This is a genomic window from Pseudomonas sp. FW305-3-2-15-C-LB1 (assembly GCF_058787615.1).
Genome location: NZ_JBYSZX010000002.1, coordinates 287,917 through 311,514 on the forward strand (window position 1 = coordinate 287,917; position 23,598 = coordinate 311,514).

Genomic DNA, 23,598 nt, shown 5'->3' on the forward strand with positions numbered 1-23,598 from the left:
CTTAGATCATTTCTTCGCCGCCCTTCCCGCCGAGAACGATTTCTCCGGCTTCGGCCATACGGCGGGCAATGGTGAGGATTTCTTTCTGCGCGGTTTCCACGTCGCTGACGCGTACCGGGCCCTTGGCTTCCAGGTCGTCGCGCAACAGTTCCGAGGCACGCTTGGACATGTTCTTGAAGATCTTCTCTTTGACGTTTTCGTCCGAACCCTTGAGGGCCAGCACCAGCACGTCCGAGGACACTTCGCGCAGCAACGCCTGGATGCCGCGGTCGTCGACATCGGAGAGGTTGTTGAACACGAACATGAGGTCTTCGATCTGACCGGACAGGGTGTCGTCGATCTCGCGGATCGAGTCCATCAACTGGCCTTCGACCGAGCTGTCGAGGAAGTTCATGATGTCAGCCGCACGCTTGATACCACCCAGGGTGGTGCGCGAGGCGTTCGAGTTGCCGGAGAACTGCTTCTCCAGAATCGTGTTGAGTTCTTTCAGCGCCGCCGGCTGCACGGTGTTCAGCGACGACACGCGCAGGATGATGTCCAGGCGCACTTTATGGTCGAAGTGGCCGAGCACTTCACCGGCCTGGTCGGGGTCGAGATACGCCACCACGATCGCCTGGATCTGCGGGTGTTCGTAGCGGATCACGTCGGCGACGGCACGCGGCTCCATCCATTTCAGGCTGTCGAGGCCGCTGGTGTTGCCACCGAGCAGGATGCGGTCGATCAGGCCGTTGGCCTTGTCTTCGCCCAGGGCCGAGGTGAGCATCTTGCGGATGTAGCTGTCGGAGCCGACGCCCAGGCTGGTCTGGTCGCCGACGATCTCGACGAACTCGCTCATCACCTGCTCGACCTGCTCGCGGTGCACATTGCGCATCTGCGCCATGGCCACGCCCACCCGTTGAACCTCTTTGGGCCCCATGTGGCGCAGCACTTGGGCGGCGTCGGTTTCACCCAGGGACAGCAGCAGGACTGCGGCTTTGTCGACCTTGGTGAGCTTGGCAACAGCGGCTCGATTATCACTCATCTGCGTTGATCCACTCTTTCACGACCTGGGCCACACGGCCCGGGTCTTCTGCCACCAGACTCTTGATTGCGTTCAGCTGAGCGTCGTAACCCTCGCTCGGGCTTGGCAACAGGATGCTTTGCGGGCCGCCGAGGCTGACGCGGTCGTTGGCCAGTTCGCCGTCCAGGCCGCCCATGCCACCCAACTCGACGTCGCTGCCACCATAGGCCGCCAGTTGTTTCTTGCCGTTGCCGGTGATGTTGTTGAGCACCGGGCGCAGCACGCCGAACACCAGCACCAGGATGAACAACACACCCAGCACCTGCTTGACGATGTCCCAGAACCACGGCTGCGAGTAGAACGCCGGCTCGGCGATCACTTCGCCACGCTCGGCAGAGAACGGCATGTTGATCACGCTGACGCTGTCACCCCGGCTGGCGTCAAAACCGACGGCGTCCTGCACCAGGCGCGTGAAGCGCGCCAATTCGTCGGCGCTCCATGGGGCACGGGTAACGGCGCCATCGGCGGCATTGACCTTGACCTGGTCATCCACCACCACCGATACCGACAGGCGATTGACGCGGCCTTGTTGCTGCTTGGTATGGCTGATGGAACGGTCGAGTTCGAAGTTCTTGGTCGACTGGTTACGCTTGTCCGCCGGGTACGGCGCGAGCATCGGCTGGCCGGTGGCCGGGTCCATGATCTGTTGGCCATTGGCGTCCAGCAGCGGCTGGCCCGGCTGGATGGCGCCAGCGCTGGCCGTAGCGCCACCGGTGGTTTGCGGAGCCGAGGCCGGGGCCGGCGGCTGGTTGCTCAGGGCGCCCGGTACGCCTTGTGGCGGGCCGTTGGCAGCGGTGCGTTGTTCGCTGGTGGACTGCTCGCTGCGCAACGCCGGCTGGTCCGGGTTGAACTGCTCGGAGGTCGATTCGACGGCGCTGAAGTCCACATCGGCGGACACTTCCGCCTTGTAGCGGTCGTTGCCCAGCACCGGCTGCAGGATGTTGTGCACACGCTGGGTGAGCATGCTTTCCACACGACGGCTGTAGTCGAACTGCTTACCGGCCTGGGTCAGCGCGGAGTTTTCCGCCTGGTCGGACAGCAGGTTGCCCTTCTGGTCGACCACGGTGATTTGCGACTTGCTCAGCTCAGGCACGCTGGTGGCGACCAGGTTGACGATCGCCAGCACCTGGCCTGGCTCCAGGGAGCGGCCGGCAAACAGTTCCACCAATACCGAGGCACTGGGCTTGCGCTCATCGCGCACAAACACCGAGCTTTTCGGAATGGCCAGGTGCACGCGGGCACCCTTGACGTTGTTCAGGCTGGAGATGGTGCGCGCCAGTTCGCCTTCCAGGCCACGACGGTAGCGGGTAGCTTCCATGAACTGGCTGGTGCCCAGGCCCTGGTCCTTGTCGAGGATTTCGAAACCGATATTGGCGTCGGACGGGGTGACGCCGGCCGCCGCGAGTTTCATGCGTGCACGGGCCACATCGTCGGCCTTGACCAGCAGCGCCCCGGAGTTGGGCTCCACGGTGTAGGCGATGTCGGCGGCGGCCAGGGTTTCCATGATCTGCTTGGAATCCATGCCCGCCAGGCTGCCGTACAGCGGCCGGTAATCCGGTTGCTGCGACCACAGCACCACGGCAAAACCAATCGCCACGCTCGCTGCCAGGCCGACCATCAGGCCCACCTGACGCAACATGGTCATTTCGGAGAGGTTTTCCAGGAACGACAGGCCAAACAGCGGCGGCTTGCCGTCTGCCTTGGCGGGTGCGTTGTCCACGACTGCTTCTGCCATGACTTAAATCTCGTCCTTAAACCGGCATCTGCATGATGTCTTGGTAAGCCTGAACCAGCTTGTTACGCACCTGGGTCAACGCCTGGAACGACACACTGGCCTTTTGCGAGGCGACCATCACATCGGTGAGGTCCACGCCGCTTTTGCCGATCTCGAACGCGTTGGCCAATTGGCTGGAGGCTTGCTGGGTATCACTGACTTTGTTGATGGCCTGGCCGAGCATGTCGGCGAAGCTGCTTTGGCCCAATTCCGGCGCAGGCGCGACGGATTTCGGTTGAGCCATGGCATCCATTTGCATGGAGCGCATATCCAACATCAACCGATTGAACTCAATACCCTGGCTCATGAACTTCTCTCTCCGACAACCCGCATGTTTTTTGACGCTACGCCGCAATTACTAGGTGAAGTAGCAACAAGGGTGCCAGCTCTGGTTCAACTCGTAAGAAAAGGCGACAAACCTTGTCCGCCTTGTTACCGATTATGTGGCGAACAGATATGCCTCGACGTCCATGCCGGCGTCACGCATCTGCGCCAGCTTGTAGCGCAAGGTCCGCGGGCTGATCCCCAGGCGCTCGGCGGCCTCTTTGCGGCGGCCGCGCTCGGCGCGCAGGGTGTCGATGATCATCTGGAATTCGCGGCGACGCAGGTCGTCGCCCAACGCACCGGCGGTTTCGGTTTCGACCACCACGGGCGCAGGCGCCAGGGTCGGCAGCGGCGCAACCCCGCTGCCCATGGCCAGGCAGAAATCCTGGGGCTGGATCAGGCCGCCCTGCTGCAGGATCAACGCACGCTGGATGGCGTTGTCCAGTTCCCGGACGTTTCCCGGCCACGGATAGGCGACCAGGCAAGCCTGGGCCTCGGCCGACAGGCGTGCCTGGGCATGCTTCATTTTTTTGACGTGGTTGCCCAGCAGGCGCTCGGCCAGTGGAATGATGTCCGCCGGGCGCTCGCGCAACGGGCGCCAGGCCAGGGGAAAGACCGAGAGACGGTAGAACAAGTCTTCACGGAAGCGCCCCGCCGCCACTTCGCCCGCCAGGTCACGGTTGGTGGTGGCGACCACGCGGATATCCAGCTGGATCGGCTTGCGTGCGCCAACGCGCTCTACTTCACGCTCTTGCAGCACCCGCAGCAACTTGGCTTGCAGGCCCAGGGGCATTTCCGAAATTTCATCGAGCAAAATCGTGCCGCCATCCGCCTGCTCGAACTTGCCCGCCTGAGCCGCAATAGCGCCGGTGAACGAGCCTTTTTCGTGGCCGAACAGCGTGGCTTCGAGCATGTTGTCGGGGATCGCCGCGCAGTTGATTGCGATAAACGGCTGCTTGGCGCGGGTCGATTGCTGGTGGATGTAGCGGGCCAGCACCTCCTTGCCGGTGCCGGACTCGCCGGAAATCAGCACGGTGGAATCACTGCGCGCCACGCGGGCAGCCAGCTCCAGCAATTGTGCGCTGGCCGGTTCGAAGGCAATCGGACCTTCGCCGTCGCTGGCCGGGATCACGCCCAGGGCATGCCGTGCGACCAGTTCGATCAAGGCTTTGGGTTCGAACGGTTTGACCAGGTAATCCGCCGCACCCTGGCGCATCGCATCGACCGCACGCTCCACAGCGCCGTGGGCGGTCATCAGCAACACCGGCAACTGAGGCTGACGCGCGCGCAGCACACCGAGCAGCTGGTGGCCGTCCATGCCCGGCATGTTCACGTCGCTCACCACCAGGCTGAAGGACTCTTGCTCCACTGCCTCCAAGGCGTCCTCGGCAGAACCGACCGCCCGGTAGTCATGGCCCGCCAACAGCAGCGTGTCGGCCAATGCTTCACGCAGCGCGCGATCGTCTTCCACCAACAGAACCTTGATAGCCATAACCGTTTACTCCGTGCTTGCCGCGCATGAAAACAGCGGCAAGGTCATCAATGCACAGGTGCCACGCCCGACACGGGAATGCAGCTGCAATTCTCCCTGATGGGCACGCGCCACTGCCTTGACCACGGTCAGGCCCAGGCCCGTACCGTTGGTCTTGGTGGTGAAAAAAGGTTCGCCCAGGCGCTGCAATACGGCAGGCTCGATACCGCTGCCGCTGTCGCTGATGCACAGGCGCAGGGTTTGTTCGCGGCTGTACAGGTGCACCTTGAGCCGCGCACCAGGGCCGCTGGCCTGGGTGGCGTTTTCGATCAGGTTGAGCAGCGAACCGACAAGGGTGTCGCGGTTGCACAGCAGCTCGCCGAGATGGCTGTCGCACTGCCAACGCACTTGCACGTCTTGAATGTGGGTGGCGGCCGCCGCTTGCAGCGCCTGCATCAACTCGGTAGGCGTGATGCGGTCGGTCAGCGGCAATTCACCACGGGCAAATACCAGCATGTCGCGCACCTGGTGCTCCAACTCATGCAGGCGCTCCTTGAGGCGCCCGGCAAAACGCTGGTGAGTGGCCGCGGGCAATTGTTCGTCAGTCAAATGACTGGCGTAGATCAACGCCGCCGACAATGGCGTGCGGATCTGATGTGCCAGAGAAGCGACCATGCGCCCCAGCGAGGACAAACGCTCGTGGCGCGCCAACTGATCTTGCAGGTGACGGGTTTCAGTCAGGTCGTTGAGCAGCACCAACTGGCCGGGCTCCGCGTCCAGGGCGCGCGTGGCGATGGACAAGCGGCGACCGTCCTTGAGCGAAATTTCATGGCCATCGTCTTCACGCGGCGCAAAGCAGCGGGTGATTACGTGACGCCACAGCTCGCCTTCCAGAGGCAGGCCAAGCATGTCACAGGCCGCCGGGTTGGCTTCACGCACGCGGCCTTCTTCGTCGATGACGATCACGCCACCGGGCAACAGCGACAGCAGGTTTTGCAGGCGGTTGGCCAGGCGCTCCTTCTCGGCCAACTCTTCCATGCGCTGGGCACTGACCACCGCCAACTCGCCCTTGAGCTCCGAAACACGGGCTTCGAGCAGGCTGTAGGAATCGGTCAATTGGCTGGACATCTGGTTGAACAGCGAAAACGCCTGCTCCAGGCCCTGGCGGCTTTGCTGTTCTACAGAGGGAACCAGGCCTGCAATGGCAGGACTGGAAGAATGTTGGGCGGCGTGGGGCATCATGCTCTCTCGCTTGGCTGACCGTCAGTTAAACGGAACGTTGCGAGGGCTGTAGCAATACCCGTGCCGAAAAAAAACCACTGAAGTTTCAGTGATTTAAAAAACAGGCGTCAATCATCCGCCTGTTCGTCACCTTCTTTGCGGCTCATGCCGTACTTGCGCATCTTCTCCACCAGGGTAGTGCGACGGATGCGCAGGCGCTCGGCGGCACGCGCGACGATGCCGTTGGCGTCGTCCAGAGCCTGCTGGATCAGGCCTTGTTCCAGGTTGCCGAGGTAGTCCTTCAGGTCCAGGCCTTCGGGCGGCAGCATCGCGGTAGAGCCGAAGTCCGGGGTATGACCGTTGATGGCCACCCGTTCTTCCAGGTCGCTGCGCAGGCTGTCGACCAGTTGCTCGTCTTCGTCGTCGACGTAGCGGAATTTCTTCGGCAGCTCGACCACGCCGATCACACCGTAGGGGTGCATGATCGCCATGCGCTCCACCAGGTTGGCCAGCTCGCGCACGTTGCCCGGCCAGCCGTGGCGGCACAGGGACATGATCGCGGCGGAATTGAAACGGATCGAACCGCGCTTTTCGTGCTCCATGCGCGAGATCAGTTCGTTCATCAGCAGCGGGATGTCTTCCACGCGCTCGCGCAGCGGGGCCATCTCGATCGGGAATACGTTGAGTCGGTAGTACAGGTCTTCGCGGAAGCTGCCGACCTCGATCATGCTTTCGAGGTTCTTGTGGGTGGCCGCGATGATGCGCACGTCGACGCTCTGGGTCTTGTTGCTGCCCACGCGCTCGAAGGTACGCTCCTGCAACACGCGCAGCAGCTTGACCTGCATCGGCAGCGGCATGTCGCCGATCTCGTCGAGGAACAGGGTGCCGCCGTTGGCCAGCTCGAAACGCCCGGCACGGCTGGTGATCGCCCCGGTAAAGGCGCCCTTCTCGTGGCCGAACAATTCGCTTTCAAGCAGCTCTGCCGGAATCGCCCCGCAGTTGACCGGCACAAAGGGCCCGTCGCGGCGCTTGGAATGATAGTGCAGGTTGCGCGCAACCACTTCCTTGCCGGTGCCCGACTCGCCGAGGATCAACACGCTGGCGTCGGTATCGGCCACTTGCTGCATCATCTGGCGCACGTGCTGGATGGCGCGGCTGGTGCCGACCAGGCTGCGGAACAGGTTGGGTTCGCGATGGCGACCGCGCTCGCGGGCCTGGTCGTACATCTCGCGATAGACCTGGGCACGGTGCAGGGAGTCGAGCAATTTGCTGTAGCTGGGCGGCATTTCAAGGGTGGAAAGCACCCGGCGGCGCTGGTCTTCTGGCAGTTCGACAGAAGAAATATCGCCCATCAGCAACACGGGAAGGAACTCATCCCAGGTTGACAGTGTCTTTAACAAGCCCAAAACAGCGCCAGGAGCGTTTACCGTCCCGATCAGCACACAAATGACTTCACGGCTCGATGACAATGAGCTGACCGCCTGCTGCCAGTCATGGCTGCCGCAGGGCAAATTTTCTTCGCCAAGAAAATTCAAAATCACCGCTAAATCGCGGCGGCGGACGCTATCGTCATCAATCAGCAGAATTTTGGTTTCACGCCACATGCAATAGCAACTTCCCTAGTAAAACTTCCTGCCCCGAAGTGAGGGCAATCGAGACGCCTGTAAGACTTTGTACCTTACTAGACGTCTGAAATCTGAAAACAGCACTAGTTAAGTCAAAAATGCTGGCACAGTCAAATATATGACGCGCCCATCGGACCAACTGCGGCTCTTCAGCCGAACAGATGGTAAACCTTTGACGCATTTTTCGCTTGGTTGATCTGCGACATCTCCTCGAAAATCGCCTGCCGCTCGCCCGTCGTCACCTCGAGCAATTGCTGGTAAACCGCCAGCAGCCCCTCAAGCTTTTCGCGCAACGCATCCTCGTCTACCGGCGCTTCGCTGAGCACCTCGTCGATGACATGACGACAGCCCAGGTCCAGTTCGCCGATGGCGTCCCAGTTGCGGTCCGCCAGCGCGCCCATCAGCGCCTCACGGGTTTCATCAATGCGTTGCAATGCTTGGCTCATGACGTGTTCCTCAAGGCCGCTTGGCCTTATTGTGCAGCGCCTTGTGGCGCGCCGATGGCATCCCAGCCTTCTTTCACGGTAATCAGCAAACGGGCGACTTCGTCAATCATGTCGGCGTCGTTGTGCAGATTGGCTTCCATTAAACGGTTGGTCATGTACACATACAGACCTTCCAGTTGCTGAACGTATTCCTTGTTGTCGCTTTTTTCCGCGCTCAGGCCATCACGAAGCCCGATGAGGATGTCGGCGGCCTTGCCCAGCATCAGGCCCTTTGCGGCGATATCGCCACGCGCCAACGCACCTTTGGCCTGCGCCATGCGGTCGAGCCCGCCCTCCATCAGCATTTGCACCAGGCGGTGCGGGCTGGCTTCAGAGATCTGGGCATGGGAATTGACCTTCTGGTATTGGCGAAGGGCTCTCATGGGATTCATGTTTCTACCTCGTGACAGGCAACAGCGAGAAGGGTTGCAGTAACCATTATGTCGACTGGGTCGCAAAAAACTTTAACCCGACGGCACTATGAAGAACAAAGCCCAGGTCAATGGACCTGGGCTTTTTCATCAGCCATCAATCAGCTGCTTTTCTGGGCGTTACTCAGCGCGCTGAGCGTACCCAGGATACTGCTGCTCTGCTGGCGCAGTTGCGCCACCAGCGTATCCATGGCGGTGTACTTGCGGGTCAAGGAGTCTTGCATGGTGGTGAGGCGTTCATCCAACGCAACTTGCTGCTTGTTGAGGTCTTTAAGGCTGTCGGACAACGACGTTGAACGCGTCGCCAGGATCCCGGTGGTGGCCTTGGCATAGCCATCGGTCGCCGCCGTCAGGCGCGCGAGCAGGCCGGTCTTGCCGCTGAAGATACTGTTGATATCGGCAGCGTTGGTCAGCACAGCCTTGTCCCACTGCTTGGCATCAATGCTCAGCGCACCGGTGTCGCGGTCAGTCGTCACACCGAATTGCGCCAGGGACTTCAAGGTGCCGTTGCCGGACAGGGCGTTGAACTCGTTGCGGATCGCCGCCTGCAAGGTGCGCATGGTCGAGTCGCCGGTCAAGGTGGCGGCGACGGAGTTACCGGCGGCATCCTTGGTCACCTTGGTCTCGGCGTTCATCGCCTTGAGCAGGGCGTTGTAGGTGTCGACGAAGCCTTTGACCCCGGACTTGAGGGCGGTGGTGCTGGTGGAGACGGAGATGGTCAAAGCATTGCGAGCCGTAGACGCGGTATCCGAAGGCGTGGTCAAGGGCGACACAGAGAGCAACTTGATACTTACACCACTCACTGCATCCGTGATGCTGTTGGTCTTGGACTCTGCAGCAATACCGTCAATGGTGTACTTGGCGTTCTTCGGCTCGCTGACCACCGTGTAACCGGTATCAATCCCCGAGTTGCCCGACATCGTCAGATCGGAACCAACACCAGCATTGGTGGAGGTCAGGATAAGACGCGAACCGTTGGAGTCGGTGAGGATGTTGGCACTCAGGCCTGCGGTGCCGAACTGCGAGTTGATTGAGTCACGCACCTGTTGCAGGGTCGCGCCGGCCGGCACCTTCAGGTCGAAGTTCTTGCCCGACTGGCTGATCGTCAGCGTCGTTGGGGTGGTGCCACTGTTCACGACCGTCGACTGGCCGCCAGTGAAACTCTTGGTCGACAGCTTCGACGGCGTCGCCAACTGGTTGACGACCAGCGAGAAGCTACCGCTCGCCGCACCCTGGTTGGCCGTCATGGTGGCGACCTTCTCGTCCGAAGACGTACCGGTCAAGCCACTGAAGCTGTTATCGGTGCCCATGCTGGTCAGCGCACCCCGGAAGGCGTCCAGGGCTGCCTGGATCTTGCCGATCGACGACAGCTGGGTGGTTGCCTTTTGCGACTGGAGGTTGATCTGAGCCTGTTTCGGCGCTCGCTCGGCATCCACCAGGGATTTCACAATCGCCTGAGTGTCGAAACCCGACCCCACGCCGGTAATCGTTGTACCCGCCATCATCTTTCTCCTGTTCCGGTGGCTGCCGTTATCTTGACGACTAGCGCTTCAAGCTGTGACAGCAACAAGTTTCATGCCAGTTCACGCCTTGTCGTCAAACAATACATGACTGGCGCTGGCCAGACTCTGTGCCAGTTTCAAGGCCGTTTCCGAAGGGATCTGTCGGATCACTTCACCGGTGTCGGTGGCAATGACCTTGACCACAACCCTATGGGTGGAATCGTCAATGGAAAAGTCCAGGTTGCGCTGGGCCGCTTGTACGAATTCTTTAATATCTGTAACCGCTTTTTCCAGGCTGTCCTTTTGGGACGTGCCCGCGGTTGGCGCGGCCGCTTCAACCTTAGTCTTGTCTTTGTCCGCAACCACAGGTGCCGGAGTGCCTTGAGGGGCCAGCGGCGGATAAGACAAGTTCAGTTTTACACTCATGTCCATGCCCAATCTCCTCTGATTGGAAAAGACGAAAGGGCACGTAAACGCGCCCTTCCGTCATTCACCACGCGTCGCTATTACTGAAGCAGCTTCAGTACAGCGGATGGCAGTTGGTTAGCCTGCGACAGGATCGCAGTGGAAGCCGACTGCAGGGTTTGCTGCTTGGTCAGTTCAGCGGCTTCGGAAGCGAAGTCGACGTCCTGGATGGTGGAACGAGCAGCGGTGCTGTTTTTCTGGATGTTGGACAGGTTGTCCACAGTGCTGGTCAGACGGTTCTGTACCGCACCCAGGCCCGAACGGGAGCTGGAGATGGTAGCGATAGCCTGGTCGATCACGGACACAGCGTTCTGGGCCTTGGTGGCGTCAGTCACGTCAGTTTGCGATACGGAGGTCTTGGTCGAAGCAGCCGAAGTAGCGGCACCGAAGACACCGGTCACACCAGCGCCTTCCAGGGAGTAACCCTTGGCGGAGTCCAGGTTCACTGCACCGGTAGCGATGATGCCGTCAGCCAGGGCGGTAGCAGTACCGTAAGCGCCCGAACCGTCTTTGGTGGCAACAGTGATGGTGCCGGCAGCGGTCGAAGCGCTGAAGGCCAGGTTTTCACCGGTGTCGGATTTAACCGACAGAGTGCCTTTGGACTCGTCGTAGTTAACGCTGATACCCAGTTTGGCGGAGTTCGACTTCAGTTGGTCAGCCAGGCTGGCAGTGTCTTTTACGCCAACGAACGTGGTGGCTTGGCCGCCAACGGTCATGGTGAACGAAGCTGGAGCGGTAGCAGCACCGGCGCCGACTACGAACTGAGCTTCAGTGCTGGCGGTAGCGCTCAGGCCACCGACGGCGCCGTTCAGCTGGGCAGCGATGGTTTTAGCGGAAGCAGCAGCAGCAACAGTGACGCTGCTAGTCTGGCCGTTACCGGTCACTGCGATTGCGCCGCCAGCTACACCAGCACCTGGAGTGATGCCGATGCTCTTCACCTGCTGCGAACCGATATTGTTGGCAGCAACGTTATCCAGGGACAGGTTGATGGTTTCGTTAGCGTTGGCGCCAACCTGGATCGACTTGGTACCGTACGAACCGTCCAGCAGCTTCTGGCCACCGAAAGTAGTGGTTTGGGCGATACGGGTCAGTTCCGAAGTCAGAGCCTGGTATTCGTCGTTGTTCGACTTACGGTCGTCGGAGCTCAGGGAGCCGGTAGCCGAGGACAGAGCCAGGGTACGCATTTTTTGCAGAATGTCGGTCGAAGCCTGCATTGCGCCTTCAGCGGTCTGCGCGATGGAGATACCATCGTTGGCGTTCTTTACAGCTTGACCCAGGCCGTTGATCTGGCTGGTCATACGGCTGGCGATACCCAGGCCGGCGGCGTCGTCTTTAGCGCTGTTGATACGCAGGCCGGAAGACAGGCGCTGCATGGAAGTGGCCAGGGCGCCGCCAGCTTTGTTCAGGTTGCCCTGAGTAGTGATCGAAGCAATGTTGGTGTTTACTGTTAAAGCCATGACGAAATCCTCGTTGGATGGATACTGCGGCTTCCGGCCCTGGCAACCGCCGGGTGTGGCCTGAGAACCTACGTAATAGTTATCGTCGTGGTAGCCGGTTGCTTGAGGATTTTTTTCGATTTTTTTGCTGGCGTCGTGCCACTCCTTGCAATTCAAGGGCTTACGCAGGCAAAAAAGCCCGATTTCATTGGGTTTTCTGGCGCCAAATAAAAAACGCCGATGCTCTTTCGAGTATCGGCGTTTTTTTTGTGCTACCGGTTCAAGGTGTCACGGGCGATAGAGAATCGCCGAGCCCCACGACAGGCCCACACCAAAACCGCTGATGGCCACGCGCTTCCAGGTGGCGTCCATCACATGCTTTTCCAGCAGCAGCGGAATGCTCGACGACACCGTGTTGCCGGTCTCGACCATGTCCTTGATGAACTTGTCCACCGGCGCATCTTCAAAACGACGCGCCACGGCGTCGACAATCGCCGCACTGCCCTGGTGAATGCAGAACGCATCGATGTCGTCGGCCTTGAGGTCCGACTCATCGAGCAGCTCATGCAAATGCGCCGGTACCTTGAGCAAGGCGAAGTTGAACACTTGGCGGCCGTTCATGAAGAACACGCCATCGCTGACCTTCAGGTGCGGGGCGCCGGAACCGTCGGTGCCGAACTTGGACTTGCCGAGCAACCACGGCGCATCTTCGCCCATCCAGGTGGCGGTGGCGGCATCGCCGAACAGCATGGTGGTGTTGCGGTCTTCCGGGTCGACGATCTTCGAATACGGGTCGGCAGTGACCAGAAGGCCATTCTTCAGGCCAGCGGCTTCCATGAAGCCCTTCATCGCGTAGATGCCGTAGACGTAGCCGGAACAGCCCAGGGAAATATCGAAGGCTGCAACGTGGGTCGGCAGGCCGAGCTTGTCCTGGACGATGGCAGCCGTGTGCGGCAGGCCCTCTTCATCGCCGTTCTGGGTGACGATGATCAGCGCGTCGATGGACTCGCGTTTCAGATCCGGGTTGTTGGCAAACAAAGCGTTGACCGCCTCGACACACAGATCGGAGGTTTCCTGCGCGGCTTCCTTGCGCGGCAGGAACGCCGACCCGATCTTGCCAATGATGAATTCTTCATCCTTGGCGAATTTGGCACCCTGGGCGTAGTTATCGATCCCGTCTGCCGGCACGTAACTGGCGATGCTTTTTATGCCAATCATTGTGGCTTCCCAATACTAAATAGCTGGAGAACACCCCTGGGACTACGCCCGGAGTGCTGACAATAAAGGGGATAACCCCATAAAAATCCCGCTGAAAGCCGCCACGCAAGGACCCTGTGACGACTTATCCTTTTCACACGATACAGTGAAGATGCGCTTTATGACTCACAGGTCACTCAATTTTGTGTGCTTTATGCAAAACCTTCAAACAATTAAGTCCCAAAAACGACAACGGCCCGCCGTGTTTCCAGGGCGGGCCGCTTGACGTGAAGCCACTTACATCTTGTTGAACAGGCTCAACTGCGAGATTTTCACGAACGCCAGCTGGGAGGCTTGCAGCATGGTTTGTTGCAGAGCCAGGTTGATGGCCGCTTCACCCATGTCGATGTTAGCCAGATCGCTCATCGTGCTGGTCGTAGCAATGCTGATGCTCGAATTCTCAGTGGCCTGGATCTCCAAGGCATTCTGCCGCGCCCCGACGGACCCCCGCACATTGACGATCTGGGACATCGAATTGGCCAGGTTGGCGATGCTCGAATCAATGGCATCCTTGAGCTTGACCGTCGCTGCCGGATTGCCGTCGGCCGGTGCCTCCAGCGCCTTGCGCAATTGGCCAAGCGTATCCAGCGCATTCTGGGTCTTCTGGGTGTTGGCACCCACCGAGAACTGATCGCCTGGCTGCGGCGGGCCGCTGCTCACGTCAAACGTCACGCCGGCCGCCGTCACCGTGGTACCGCCACCGGTATCGCCAGTGGCGATCGCCTTGCTGGCGCTCGAATAGGGTTGGGCATACACCTCATAGGCCGTTGCGCTGGTGAACTTGATGATCGCCCCGCTGTTGGACGGGAACGTGCTGGCATAGTCCGCCTGGTTGGTGACCTGCGCGCCGGTCAGCTGTGCGCTCGACGTATTGCTCGGCGTGCGCGACACGCTGAACGTGTCCGGCTTGGCCTCCAGGCTGAAGGTACGGTCCTTGACCAACGCATCGGAGTTGGCGCCCGGCGCCACGTCCCCGAGGTTCATGGTGATGTCGAATTTCACCCCCCGCAGTGCAACGCTGGTGCTGCCTTCCTTGGTGGCGTCGAACGTGCCATTGCCCGGTATCTCGGAAGTCACGTCATTGCCGTTCTTGTCAGACACCTTGTATTGCGTGCTGCTGGTAAAGGTCAGCTTGTAAGGCTGGCCGTCGGCGAATTTGTTGGCGTAGTCGCCGCTCGATGTCACCAGCCCGGCCGAAAGCGCCACCTTGTGGTCATTGACCGTAGGCGGCACGGTCTGCGGGTTCGGCGCAACCCAGGGGGCCTGGGTGCGACCGGCGTTGGCCGCGCCTTCAAGGATGGTCTTGCCGGTATCACCCGCGCTGACATTCAGCGTATTGGAAATCTGCAGGCTCAGCGGGGTTTCATCCCCCTGGTAGCTGTAGGTGCCATCGTTATTGCGCGCATACGGCGGCGTCTGGGTCTTGGAGCCGGAAAACAAGTAGTTGCCGGCCGAGTCCTTGCTGTTGAGCAGGCCCAGGACCTGATCTTCAATCGCACCGACCTCACTGGCAATCGAGCGACGATCGGCATCACTGCCGACACCACCGGCCTTGAGTGCCAGCTCCGTGGCCCGCTGCATGGCTTCACTGATCGCACCTAAAACACTCTCTTCGTTAGTCAGCGAGTTTTTCAAGCTGGTGATGTTGCCAGTGGACTGGGCCACCATGTCTTTCTGCTGCTGCAGCATCAACAACCGCGCCGCCGCCACAGGATCATCCGCGGCGGTCTGTACACGCACGCCGGAGCTGGCCTGGTCCTGGGCCTTCACCACACCCGAATAGTTATCCGAATACTTGGCGGAACTGGTCTCGAAATACTGCTGTGTAGAAATACGCATCGTCCCAGGCTCCCTTAAAGACTATTGATCAATGTGCTGAAGGTTTCTTGCGCAGCCTTGATGATCTGCGACGATGCCGTGTAGTACTGCTGGAACTTGATCATGTCGCCCGCCTCTTCGTCCAGGTTGACCTGGGACACCGAGTTGCGCGCATTCTTGTTGGCGGTCAGCAATGCGTTCGTCGCCGTGCTGTCCGTACCGGCAGCCGCCGCTTTCGCGCCGACGGTAGATACCAACTTGCTGTTGGCCCCTACGAGGCTGGTGCCGCCGGTGCCATCGGCGGCCGTGCCGATGGTCGCCTTGGTCTGCAAGCTGAGCAGGTCAAGAGCGTTGCGGTTGTCGGACTTGCCGGAGGCATTGAACGAGAACGTCGTGCTGTCGCCGTTGGCCGGCGAACCGCCCACCGTGGTGTCGAAACTGAAGCTCTTGGCCGGCACCACCAGGGCACCGTTGGCATCGCGCATCGGCACGTTGATCGTGACCTTGTTGCCCTGTCCCGGAACAATGCTGCCGGTGCCGATCGGGTTGCCCTGGGCATCATTGAGTGTGTACGGCTGGGTGCCGTCGGCTGCCGGCTTGCCGAATACCATCTTCACCGGCATCGAATGTTCAATCCCCGTGCGCAACTGGGCAGTGGCGGCGCCGCCCTGGATATCCAAAGGCACCGTCAGGGTCGGCGGGGTAAACGTGCCGGTACCTTCGTTGGTCTTACTGGCCTGCCCGGATAGTGGCGCGGCAAAAGCGATCTTGTTCGGATCCGTCATCACGGTGCCAATGTCCTTGGCACCATTGGCGGTCGGGCTGACCTTGAAGCTGTCCCCGGTAGCCATCGGCCCCTTGCCGTCGAGCGCCAACGTGAAACCATCGATCACGGCCGGTGGCGTGGCGGTGACGTCAAAGGTCCCCATGGCCTTGCCATCGGAACGCACCACGGTGACGTTGTTCGGGTTGGCGCTGTCGTTGAAGGTGACCTTGTAATCGAAATTGGTCAGCTTGCTGCTGTCCTTGATCGACACGTTCAGGTTGCCGGAACCCGCGCTGTTGCCACCCGAAGCCTGGCTGCGCTGGGCAATGGCCGCGGCGCTGTTGATGTCCTTGAACAGCGAGCTGCCGAACTGGCCGTTGAGGTCCAGGCCCTGGCCCAACTGGTTGTTGATGGTGTCTGCGGTGGCGATGGCGATGCGCCCCAGGTCATTGATGGCAGGCATCAGGACATCGCTGCGATAACGCAACAGACCGCCGATGCTACCGCCGCTGAGCACGTTGCCCAGATCGAGCGACTCACCGCCGCCCACGTTGAGCTGGATGGTGAACTGGCTGGTGTCGTTCTTGCTCGGTACGGCGGAGAGGGTGTTGAACTGGTCACCCAATACCAGCGACTGGCCGGAACCGGTGCTGACGCTGAAGATGCCATTCTTCTCGGTGGCGGTCACGCCGACCAATTCGTTCAGCGAACGCACGGCTTCGGCACGCGCGTCCAACAGGTTGGCCGGGGCCGTGTTCGACGAACCCTGCACCTGGGCGATCTGCTTGTTGAGCGAGGCAATGGACGACGTCAGCTTGTTGACCTGGTCGCTCATCGACGACAGCTGGCTGTTGATGGTTTCTTTCTGCTGGCCCAACTGTGTAGAGATCGAGTTGAAGCGATTGCTCAGCGTCTGCGCCTTGGTGATCAACACCTGGCGGGCCGAGACATCGCTCGGGTTGCCCGAGGCAGTCTGCACGGCCGAGAAGAACTCACTGAGCACAGCCGACATACCGGTGGTCTTGTCCGACAGGGTCTTGTCGACAGCGCTGACCTGGTCGAGGTAAGCCTTGGCATCGCTGTTGAGCGAGGTGCTGTTCTGGTAGGCCGCGTCGAGGAACTCGTTATACACCCGGCGCACATCGGCCAGGGTGGTACCGCTGCCGATGTACACACCACCGTACTGGTTGGCCGCACTGGCGTTCTGGGTGGTCTGCTGACGCGAATAACCCGGAGTATTGGCGTTGGCAATGTTATTACTCAAGACCGACAGCGATCCTTGAGAGGCATTGAGCCCTGACATCCCGATACTGAGCAAACTCATGGTTCAGACCTTATAAATGTGTGGTTGCGCCAGCGGCAGCGTAATTCTGGTAACTGTCCATCGTTTTGGCGATCTGCGAAATCTTGCTGGCATAGGCCGGGTCGGTGGCGTAACCGGCTTTTTGCAACTCGCGGACAAACTGTTCCGGGTTGTCGGCCGATTTGATGACTTCTTTATAGCGATCATTGCTTTGCAGCAAGGTCACCAGGTCGTGGAAGCTGTCCTGGTATGAGGCGTAGGAACGGAACTGCGCCGTTTCCTTGACCATCGCCCCATCCCGGAACTCGCTGGTGATCGCACGTGCCTGGCCGCCCTGCCAACTCTGGCCGGCCTTGATGCCGAACAGGTTGTGGCTGCTGCTACCGTCTTCGGCGCGCATCACCGATTTACCCCAACCGGTTTCCAGGGCAGCCTGGGCCACCAGGTATTTCGGATCGACACCGATGCGCGCCGCGGCGGCCTTGGCCATCGGCAACATGGTGGCGACAAATTCATCCTGCGAACTGAAGGCCTTCTTCGCCGGCGCCAAGGGTGGCTGGGCCACGGCGCGACCGTACACCTGCATGCGCCCGCTCGGCACGGCGAAGGTGCGCGCGCTGCTGTTGATCACGTTGTCGTCGGCCACGCTGTTACGCAGCGGCGCGCTTTTGGCATCGATAGCAACGGGCGCGTTGGGCACGATGCCGGCCAGCAGGCGATCGGTCAGCTTGCTCGGCAAGGCGATGCGACGCTGGTTCATCAGCTCCATGTCATTGCTGTGGGACGCCGCAGCGCCGGCCTGCGGCTCAGCCACGCGGTACGCCCACAACGGACGCTGGCCATTGGAGCGGCCCAGCGGCCCTTCGGCCTGGGTGCCTGCCGCGATTTCCGTCGGCACGTCGACCTTCTTCGCAGGCTCGGCAGCCGCCGGACCTTGCAAGGTGGCGGCCTGGGCCTCCACCGGCTTGTTCTTCTGCATCTGGCGCATCAGCACGTCGGCCAGGCCGATACCACCGCCCTCGCGGGACATCGAGACGGCCAACTGCTGGTCGTACATTTCCTGGTACTGCTTGGCGGCCGGCGTGTTCATCGGGTTGTCTTTACCCAGCGCCTCGGTAGCCGAACGCATGGACTTGAGCATCTCGCTCAAGAACAGCGATTCGAACTCCTGCGCGACCTTGCGCATGTTGCCTTCGCTGTTCTTGTCGGCACCGACCTTGAGCTGGTTAAGCCGGTTCAGGTCGGAGTAAGACCCCGAATCCGCCGTGCTGCTGATCCCGCTCTTGCGCATATCCATGACCATGGCCTCAGATCACGATCAGGTCGGCTTGCAAGGCGCCGGCCTGTTTCAATGCTTCGAGGATCGCCATCAAGTCGCCGGGCGCTGCGCCCACCTGGTTCACCGCGCGGACAATCTCGTCCAGGGTGGTGCCAGGACCGAACTTGAACATCGGCTTGGCTTCTTGCTGGGCATTCACCCGCGAACGCGGCACCACCGCCGTCTGGCCGTTGGACAACGGCCCAGGCTGGCTGACGATCGGGTCTTCGGTGATGGTCACGGTCAGGCTGCCGTGGGTCACGGCCGCAGGCGAGACCTTGACGTTCTGGCCGATCACGATGGTGCCGGTGCGCGAGTTGATGATGACTTTGGCCACGGCCTGGCCAGGGTCGACTTCAAGGTTTTCCAGGATCGACAGGTAGTCGACGCGCTGGCTCGGGTCCAGCGGCGCCGTCACACGGATCGAGCCGCCGTCGATGGCCTGGGCCACGCCCGGGCCGAGCATGTCGTTGATCTTGTCGACCACGCGCTTGGCGGTGGTGAAGTCGGAACGGTTGAGGTTCAGGGTCAGGCTGTTGCCCTGGTTGAAACCACTTGGCACGGTACGTTCAACCGTGGCGCCGCCCGGGATACGCCCGGCCGACGGCACGTTGACGGTGATCTTCGAACCGTCGCGACCTTCGGCGTCAAACCCGCCTACCACCAGGTTGCCCTGGGCGATGGCGTAGACGTTGCCGTCGATACCCTTGAGCGGCGTCATCAGCAAGGTGCCGCCGCGCAGGCTTTTCGAGTTACCAATGGACGACACGGTGATGTCCACCACCTGGCCCGGTTTGGAGAACGCCGGCAGGTCGGCGCTGATCGACACTGCCGCGACGTTTTTCAGCTGCACGTTGCCCGACCCCGCCGGCACCTTGATGCCGAACTGCGAGAGCATGTTGTTGAAGGTCTGCAGGGTGAACGGGGTCTGGGTGGTCTGGTCACCCGTACCGTTGAGCCCCACCACCAGGCCGTAGCCGATCAACTGGTTGGAACGCACGCCGGAGATGCTGGCGATGTCCTTCAGGCGCTCGGCCTGGGCGACAGCGCTCAAGGAAAGCAGGAGTGCGGCCGCCATCAGCTGTTTGAAGTTCAAAGTGGCCACCTAGAAAGGGAACAGCGGGCTAAGGAAGAAACGGTCGAACCAGCCCGGCTGGCTTGCATCAGCAAACGAACCCGTACCCGAGTAGGTAATGCGTGCATCGGCAATCCGTGTGGACGGCACAGTGTTGTCGGTGGAGATGTCATCGGCACGGACCATGCCGGCAATGCGCACCAGCTCGTCACCGGTGTTGAGGGTCATCCACTTTTCACCGCGCACGGCGATGATGCCGTTGGGCAGCACATCGGCCACGGTAACGGTGATCGAACCGGTCAGGCTGTTGCCCTGCCCCGCCGAACTCTTGCCGTTGGTGGCACGATCACCGCTGTAGCCGGCGCTCAGGCTCAGGTCGCCATCGCCCAGCGGGTTGTTGGTGTTCGGCACGGCACCGAACAACGAGGTCAGGCCGATACCGGTCTTGCTGGTCTTGCCCACCTGGGAGTTGGCGTTCTTGCTGGCCTGGGTCTTCTCGTTCAGGGTAATGGTGATGATGTCACCGACCCGGAACGCCTTGCGGTCGCTGTACAGGTTCTGTTCGAAACCGGCCTGGTAGATCGAGCCATTGTTGGCCGCCGCCGGCAACGGTGTGCGTGGCAACACCGGCGCGTAGTACGGGTCATTGGGTTTTGGCGTCGGGGCGACACAGCCCGCGAGCACGGCAATCCCACTCAATGCCAGAACAGAAACATAGCGATTCATGACCCTTACCTCACGGTGTTGCAGGCGCCCTCAAGAGCGCCCCATAGACTTGATTACAGATTCTGCGTTACGAACGAAAGCATCTGGTCGGCGGTGGAGATCACCTTGGAGTTCATCTCGTAGGCGCGTTGGGTGGTGATCATGTTGACCATCTCCTCAACGGTGCTCACGTTGGAGGTTTCCAGGGTGCTTTGCAGCGTGGTGCCGAAACCGTTCAGGCCAGGGGTGCCGATTTGCGGCGCGCCGCTGGAGGCGGTTTCCAGGAACAGGTTGTTGCCCATGGCCTGCAGGCCAGCCGGGTTGATGAAGTCGGCGGTCTGCAGGTTGCCGATCACTTGCGACGCGGGGTTGCCGGCCACGGTGATCGACACGGTACCGTCGTTACCGACGGTGAAGGTCTTGGCGTCGGCTGGAACGATCACGGCCGGCTCCAGGGCGAAACCGTTGGCGGTCACGATCTGGCCGTTGGAGTCCAGGTGGAAAGTACCGTCACGGGTGTAGGAAGTAGTGCCGTCCGGTTGCAGGATCTGGAAGAAACCACGGCCGTTGATGGCCATGTCCAGCGGCTGGCCGGTCTGCTGCAGGTTACCGGCGCTGAAGTTCTTCTGGGTGCCGACGATCTGCACACCGGTACCCAATTGCAGGCCGGACGGCAGTTCGCTGTCCTGGGTCGACTGGGCGCCTGGCTGCTTCTTGATCTGATAGAGCAAGTCCTGGAACTCGGCACGGTCACGTTTGAAACCCGTGGTCGACACGTTGGCCAGGTTGTTGGAAATGGTGGTCAGGTTGGTGTCCTGGGCGGACAGACCTGTTTTGGCAACCCATAGAGCCGGAAGCATGCTGTTCTCCTTCGTGCGCCTGTTTGTTGGCGCTGCGCCGCAAAATTAGTGTGTTGGATCAGCTCATCTGCATGACGCGTGTCATGGCCTGATCGTCTTCTTTAGCGCTGTTCATCATCTTGATGTGCAGCTCGAACTGCTTGGAAAGCGCCAGCACCGCAGTCATCTCTTCCACGGCATTGACGTTGCTCGCCTGCAGGAAGCCCGAGGTCAGCTTGACGTTCGCGTCGGCCTGGGCCGGCTGGCCATCCTTGGTGTGGATGGTGCCGTCGAGGCCTTTATTCATGTTCTTCAGGTCCGGCTGGACCAGCTTGATGCGGTCCACTTCGGCCATCACCCGCGGGCCTTCGCCCATGGCACGGATGCTGATGGTGCCGTCGGCACCCACTTCGATTTTCTGCTGGGGCGGCACGGCAATCGGGCCACCGTTGCCCATGATCGGCATGCCGTTGCCGGCGCGCAGCACGCCCAACGCATCGACGTTCATGCTGGCGCTGCGCACGTAGGCTTCGCTGCCATCGGGGGTCTGCACGGCCATCCAGCCGTCACCGTTGACGGCCACGTCCAGGTCACGGCCGGTCTCGATCATGGCGCCAGGGGTGAAGTCGGTAGCCGGACGCTCGGTCATGGCAAACGCCCGCGCCGGAAAGCTGTCACCGAACACCGGCATCGAACGCGCCTGCTCCAGGTCACGTTGGAAACCATTGGTGGAAATGTTCGCCAGGTTGTTGGCATGGGCCTTCTGCGCCAGAGCATTCTGGCTGGCGCCGGTCATTGCCACATAAAGGTACTTGTCCACGCTTCTTCCTCTTTCTGACGGACGCTTGCCGCCCACCGCTGTACTGATGAGGCTTAAGCAATTTGCGAACCAACTTTTGAAAATAGCGAGAAGTGCAGGCGGGGCGGGGGTTTGCCGTGAGGTGGGGTGAATTCCGCATTGAGCGCGAGTCGAAAAAACGGCGGACTACTGCCGCCTGCGGCAAGCCCCGTCCTTGAAAACGACAAAGATCAAATGTGGGAGGGGGCCTGCCCCCTCCCACATTGGGTTATTTATCGGTCTTGAGGATTTCGTAGTCGCGCAGCTTATTGGCGATGGTGGTGTGCGACACCCCCAGGCGCTTGCCCATCTGCCGACTGCTGGGATGCTCGGCGTACAAGGCTTCCAGCACCGCCTTCTCGAACCGCCCGACAATTTCTTCCAGGCCACCCTCCAGCGAAAAATCGCCAAGCGGCTGACGCACGCCATAGTCCGGCAACCGGATGTGCTCGACCTTGACCGTCCCGCCGTCGCACAACGACACCGCCTGGAACAGCACGTTTTCCAACTGCCGCACATTGCCTGGCCAGTGGTAATGACTGAGGCGCTCCATTGCGGCGGGCGCCAACCTGGGCAGCGGGCAACCGATCTGTCGGCTGGCCTGGTCGAGAAAGTGCTCGACCAGCGGCGCCAGGCCGTCCAGGCATTCGCGCAACGGCGGGATATGCAGGGACAGCACATTGAGGCGGTGATAAAGGTCCTGGCGAAATTCGCCACGGGCGCACAGCTCGGACAAATCCACTTGGGTGGCGCAGATCACCCGCACATCGAGGTACACCTCTTCATCGCTGCCGACGCGACGGAAGCAACCGTCCTGCAAAAAGCGCAGCAGTTTCACCTGCAAGCGCGCGCTCATTTCCCCTACACCGTCGAGAAACAACGTACCGCCCGCCGTCAGCTCCAGCAGGCCGAGCTTGCCTTCGGCGCGCGCGCCCTCAAACGCGCCAGGGCCGTAGCCGAACAGCTCGGTTTCGGCCATCGACTCAGGCAGGCCGGCGCAGTTGAGCGCCATCAACGGCGATTGCCCACGCGGGCTGGCCAGGTGACAGGCCCGCGCCAGCAGTTCCTTGCCGGTGCCGGTTTCGCCTTCTATTAATAACGGCGCGTCCAGCGGCGCCATGCGCCGGGCCTCGCGCACCACCGCGGCCATGACTTTGGAGCTCTGGAAGATGCTGTCGAAGCCACGCAGTTCCTGCTTGCGCACGTTGTAGATGCGCTCACCGACGCGGTCGGCGCGGTGCAGGGTCAATACAGCACCGGCCATGGCCTCGCTGTCGTCATGCTCGGAGGATTGCAGCGGCGCGATGTCCGCCAGGAACACGTCGCCCTTGACCTTGACCCGCAGGCCGTTGATCCGCGACTTGCTCGCGCGCACCAGCTCCGGCAAGTCGAAGTCCTCGGCATAGCGCGACAACGGAATGCCCGGCACTTCATCCACCCGCACCCCGAGCAACTGCGCCGCCGCGCGGTTGGCGGCGACGATGGAGCCGCCCATGTCGATGGACAACACCGGAAACTCCAGGGCGCCCAGCAGTGCATTGAGTTCCATATGCCGGCGCTCGCTGGGCATCAGCCCGACTCTTTTGACGCCAAACACCCCGGCAATCGCCTCGAATTGCGGGCGCAGGGCCTGAAACTGCATGTTCACCAGGTTCGGGCAGTACAGGTAAATGGCGTTGCCATGCTCCCCACCGACCTCGCCCTTGGCGACGTTGACGCCGTATTCCACCAGCAGATTGAGGATGTCCCGCAGAATGCCAATGCGGTTCTGGCAGTGCACTTTGATACGCATGAAGAGGCCCGAAAAGTGGGGAAGCGCCGCGTCTTTTTGTCGCTGGGCGCAGATAGTCGTCAAGATTATGTGACAGGCGGAGTGACTTTCCCA

20 protein-coding genes are annotated in these 23,598 nt (G+C 61.0%); all 20 read right to left on the bottom strand.

All coding sequences use genetic code 11. The features are described from left to right. Position 1: 1 nt before the first annotated feature. The 20 genes from fliG to AC3WP7_RS05230 all read right to left on the bottom strand — a co-directional run bounded on the left by fliG (position 2) and on the right by AC3WP7_RS05230 (position 23,505). Positions 2-1,021, bottom strand: coding sequence for a flagellar motor switch protein FliG (fliG, locus tag AC3WP7_RS05135; protein WP_010208743.1), 1,020 nt, complete (start codon positions 1,019-1,021; stop codon positions 2-4). Then, on the bottom strand, positions 1,014-2,795 hold the full coding sequence (gene fliF, locus AC3WP7_RS05140; protein WP_092243027.1) for a flagellar basal-body MS-ring/collar protein FliF: 1,782 nt from the start codon (positions 2,793-2,795) through the stop codon (positions 1,014-1,016). Before fliF ends, fliG begins: the two co-directional genes overlap by 8 nt. A 16-nt stretch (positions 2,796-2,811) precedes the next feature. Beyond that, positions 2,812-3,141: a flagellar hook-basal body complex protein FliE gene (gene fliE, locus AC3WP7_RS05145; RefSeq protein ID WP_015885194.1), complete on the bottom strand. Its 330-nt coding sequence runs from the start codon at positions 3,139-3,141 to the stop codon at positions 2,812-2,814. 132 nt (positions 3,142-3,273) lie between these two features. Then, positions 3,274-4,650 (bottom strand): sigma-54-dependent transcriptional regulator, encoded by a 1,377-nt coding sequence (locus AC3WP7_RS05150; protein WP_092243024.1) that lies wholly within the window; start codon positions 4,648-4,650, stop codon positions 3,274-3,276. 6 nt (positions 4,651-4,656) lie between these two features. Then, entirely contained in the window at positions 4,657-5,868 is a 1,212-nt protein-coding gene (locus AC3WP7_RS05155) for a sensor histidine kinase (protein ID WP_058424961.1), read from the bottom strand. A gap of 110 nt (positions 5,869-5,978) precedes the next feature. After that, the gene (locus AC3WP7_RS05160) at positions 5,979-7,454 is read right to left on the bottom strand and encodes a sigma-54 dependent transcriptional regulator (RefSeq protein ID WP_071491285.1); all 1,476 of its coding nucleotides are present in this window, start codon (positions 7,452-7,454) and stop codon (positions 5,979-5,981) included. 170 nt (positions 7,455-7,624) lie between these two features. Next, positions 7,625-7,921, bottom strand: coding sequence for a flagellar protein FliT (gene fliT / locus AC3WP7_RS05165; RefSeq protein ID WP_071491286.1), 297 nt, complete (start codon positions 7,919-7,921; stop codon positions 7,625-7,627). 26 nt (positions 7,922-7,947) lie between these two features. Continuing rightward, positions 7,948-8,352 (bottom strand): flagellar export chaperone FliS, encoded by a 405-nt coding sequence (gene fliS / locus AC3WP7_RS05170; protein ID WP_058424915.1) that lies wholly within the window; start codon positions 8,350-8,352, stop codon positions 7,948-7,950. Between the two features lie 140 nt (positions 8,353-8,492). Further along, positions 8,493-9,893, bottom strand: coding sequence for a flagellar filament capping protein FliD (fliD, locus tag AC3WP7_RS05175; protein ID WP_092243022.1), 1,401 nt, complete (start codon positions 9,891-9,893; stop codon positions 8,493-8,495). A gap of 81 nt (positions 9,894-9,974) precedes the next feature. Next, positions 9,975-10,325 carry a flagellar protein FlaG gene (locus AC3WP7_RS05180; protein ID WP_058424917.1) on the bottom strand — a complete coding sequence of 117 codons (351 nt, stop codon included), beginning with the start codon at positions 10,323-10,325 and terminating at the stop codon, positions 9,975-9,977. Between the two features lie 74 nt (positions 10,326-10,399). Next, on the bottom strand, positions 10,400-11,815 hold the full coding sequence (locus AC3WP7_RS05185) for a flagellin N-terminal helical domain-containing protein (protein ID WP_092243322.1): 1,416 nt from the start codon (positions 11,813-11,815) through the stop codon (positions 10,400-10,402). A 267-nt stretch (positions 11,816-12,082) separates the two neighbouring features. Further along, positions 12,083-13,012 (bottom strand): ketoacyl-ACP synthase III, encoded by a 930-nt coding sequence (locus tag AC3WP7_RS05190; RefSeq protein WP_102592238.1) that lies wholly within the window; start codon positions 13,010-13,012, stop codon positions 12,083-12,085. A 276-nt stretch (positions 13,013-13,288) separates the two neighbouring features. Then, entirely contained in the window at positions 13,289-14,890 is a 1,602-nt protein-coding gene (locus tag AC3WP7_RS05195) for a flagellar hook-associated protein 3 (protein ID WP_071491289.1), read from the bottom strand. Between the two features lie 14 nt (positions 14,891-14,904). Next, a complete protein-coding gene (gene flgK / locus AC3WP7_RS05200) occupies positions 14,905-16,959 on the bottom strand; it encodes a flagellar hook-associated protein FlgK (protein WP_102592239.1) in 2,055 nt (684 codons plus the stop codon). A 10-nt stretch (positions 16,960-16,969) separates the two neighbouring features. Continuing rightward, on the bottom strand, positions 16,970-18,241 hold the full coding sequence (gene flgJ / locus AC3WP7_RS05205; protein ID WP_093122301.1) for a flagellar assembly peptidoglycan hydrolase FlgJ: 1,272 nt from the start codon (positions 18,239-18,241) through the stop codon (positions 16,970-16,972). Positions 18,242-18,245: 4 nt separating this feature from the next. Beyond that, positions 18,246-19,334 carry a flagellar basal body P-ring protein FlgI gene (locus tag AC3WP7_RS05210; protein ID WP_033901075.1) on the bottom strand — a complete coding sequence of 363 codons (1,089 nt, stop codon included), beginning with the start codon at positions 19,332-19,334 and terminating at the stop codon, positions 18,246-18,248. 27 nt (positions 19,335-19,361) lie between these two features. Next, positions 19,362-20,057: a flagellar basal body L-ring protein FlgH gene (flgH, locus tag AC3WP7_RS05215; protein WP_015885208.1), complete on the bottom strand. Its 696-nt coding sequence runs from the start codon at positions 20,055-20,057 to the stop codon at positions 19,362-19,364. A 53-nt stretch (positions 20,058-20,110) separates the two neighbouring features. Continuing rightward, on the bottom strand, positions 20,111-20,896 hold the full coding sequence (gene flgG, locus AC3WP7_RS05220; protein ID WP_025855853.1) for a flagellar basal-body rod protein FlgG: 786 nt from the start codon (positions 20,894-20,896) through the stop codon (positions 20,111-20,113). A gap of 58 nt (positions 20,897-20,954) precedes the next feature. Next, positions 20,955-21,695, bottom strand: coding sequence for a flagellar basal body rod protein FlgF (locus tag AC3WP7_RS05225; protein ID WP_058424922.1), 741 nt, complete (start codon positions 21,693-21,695; stop codon positions 20,955-20,957). Between the two features lie 247 nt (positions 21,696-21,942). Beyond that, positions 21,943-23,505, bottom strand: coding sequence for a sigma-54-dependent transcriptional regulator (locus tag AC3WP7_RS05230; protein ID WP_071491293.1), 1,563 nt, complete (start codon positions 23,503-23,505; stop codon positions 21,943-21,945). Positions 23,506-23,598 lie beyond the last annotated feature (93 nt).